The 2,419-nt window shown below is 39.1% G+C and carries 2 protein-coding genes; both read right to left on the reverse strand.

All coding sequences use genetic code 11. The features are described 5' to 3' along the window. Positions 1 to 2: 2 nt before the first annotated feature. Positions 3 to 1,943, reverse strand: coding sequence for a DNA topoisomerase III (locus H5072_RS17005; protein ID WP_182694211.1), 1,941 nt, complete (start codon positions 1,941 to 1,943; stop codon positions 3 to 5). Between the two features lie 45 nt (positions 1,944 to 1,988). Beyond that, positions 1,989 to 2,419: hypothetical protein (locus H5072_RS17010; protein ID WP_182694212.1), on the reverse strand; the 431-nt coding region annotated here is incomplete at its 5' end.

The following is a 2,419-nucleotide window of genomic DNA, read 5'->3' on the forward strand; positions in this document are numbered from 1 at the left end:
TGCTAACTAGCAACAGAGCTTTTTTTATAACTCGACTTTTTAAAGGTCGCTTTTCCACCTCGTTTAGCAAAACGTTTTTTAGGTGAGGTTTTTGGTAACTTCGCAAATGCATTGCTATCGCAGTTTGCTGCTAATTGAACAAACCCATTTAGGTCAGCAAGTAAAGGCTGTAAAAATTGCTGATAACTCATTGCCTGCTGTGCAATATCACCTAAGCTCGACTCCCACTTTGCGGTTAAATCAGGACTCGCTAAACCTTGTGGTAATACGCTAATAAGAGCAAGTCCCGTTTCGGTCGCTCTAATTGACTTACCTTCACGTTTTAAAAAACGCCGCTTAAATAGCAACTCGATTATTCCCGCACGTGTTGCCTCCGTACCTAAACCATCAGTGTCTTTTAATACTTTTTTAATTTGTGGATCTTTAACATAACGGCTAATGCCCGTCATCGCAGCCAACAATGTGGCATCGGTAAAATAAGCAGGGGGTGATGTATGCTTTTCGACTACTTCGCCTTTATCGCAAAAAAGAGGCATACCTTTTGTTAAAGGAGGTAGCGAGGCTTCATCTTTTAATTCAGATTTACCCATTAACACCTTAAAACCCAAGCTTACATCTTGCTTTGCATTTGCCTTAAAAAGCCCACCAGCAATAATTACCTCAGCTTTAGTTTCGTTATATATATAGTCGGGATAAAACTGAATTAAGTAATGACGGCTTATTAATTGATATACCTTTGCTTCGTCACCGCTCAAACTCGCTGACTTTAACTGCTTAGCCGTAGGCACAATGGCATGATGGGCAGCTACTTTTGAATCGTTAAAACATTTACTATGCTTTTTTACATCAGCCCCGTTTACTAATTCACTGCTTTGCCCCCCATTTGCACTTATTGCCTTTAAAATAGCAGATGCTTCTTGATGGTGATCTTTGGGTAAATAACGATTATCTGAGCGTGGGTAAGTAATTAGTTTATGACGTTCGTAAAGTATTTGGCAAATATCCAATACTTTTTGAGCTGGCATACCAAATGCTTTAGCGGCATCTATTTGCAGAGCAGATAAATTATAAGGTAATGGAGCACTTTGCTTTTTTTGTTTTTGGTCGAGTGAAATAAGCTCAGCACTTTGCCTTGTAATACGTGAAGCAACATTTTCTGCAAGAGCTTTGTTAAGTATTCGCCCTTCTTCATCTTGATGTGGCTCACATGCTTTGCTTGGAACCCACTTAGCTATGAATGGTTGATTATCTGGAGTAAGTAAATGCGCCAATACATCGTAAAAAGGCTTAGATACAAAGTTCGCTATTTCGTTATCTCTATTAACAACAAGACCTAAAATAGGGGTTTGCACTCGCCCTACCGAAAGCACATTACCAAACCCTGCTTTTTGCCCAGCTAGTGTGTATGCACGTGTTAAATTCATACCAAATAGCCAATCAGCACGAGAGCGCGCTAAAGCAGATACACTTAACGGAATAAAATCTCGATTAGAACGCATTGCGCCCAATGATTTCTTTACCGCCGATAAGTTTAAATCACTAATGAGTAAACGTTGCGTACTCTGCTTTTTAGCCTGACTTATTTTAGCTTCTTCTATTACTTGGTCGACCAGAAGCTGGCCTTCACGGTCTGGATCGCCAGCGTGAATAAGTTGCGAGGCCTGTTTAATTAATTTTTTTAAAACAGTGAGCTGCTTGCGAGTTTTGGTTTTGGCTTTTAACTTCCACTGTTCAGGTATTATAGGTAAGTGTTCAAACTGCCATTTTTTAAAGCGCTCATCATAGTCATCGGGTTCTGCTTGTTCTAGCAAATGCCCAATACACCACGATACACAATCGCCATTAGCGACTTCTATATAACCATCATGTTTTTTATGTGGTTTTGGTAAGGCATCAGCAATTGCTCTGCCTAGTGATGGTTTTTCTGCAATGTAGAGTTTCATGGGAGTCGCTCACTCACTGTTTATATAAACAGTAGTTTAGCACAGCTATTTTGAAGGTGGGGAGTTTTCTATTTTTGACTTTACACTACCTTGCTTAGTGAAAAGGATAATTAAAGGTAAATAGCATACAACCACCGTGGCAATATTGATAAATGGCATTAGGGTCTGATAAATAACGGTACTGTAAGCTAAATCCCACAAATGGCGGTCAACTAATCGGAATAGTTGTAATATAGGTGCGCCAATAACAACTAGTTGCCCAATAACACATTGCCATAAATAAACTTTATCCTTTATACCCCAGTAAGCTATAAGTGCCATCCAAATAATATCTGTGATCGCCCAAACTAAATAACGATAAATATAAATGTCATCAAACGCTCGTAGGCTTGAAGCAGTTAGGTTACCAAAGAGGAAAAAAGCTGCGGTAAGTAATACAAATCGAAAGGCTAGGCGATCTTTAAATACAAAAAATA

The sequence above is a fragment of the Pseudoalteromonas sp. SR45-5 genome (assembly GCF_014163565.1).
GTDB classification, from domain to species: Bacteria; Pseudomonadota; Gammaproteobacteria; order Enterobacterales; family Alteromonadaceae; genus Pseudoalteromonas; species Pseudoalteromonas distincta.

What these genes read in the sequence shown, in the direction of transcription:
- H5072_RS17005 (WP_182694211.1), bottom strand. Translation starts at nt 1,943, where the DNA reads ATGAAACTCTACATTGCAGAAAAACCATCACTAGGCAGAGCAATTGCT.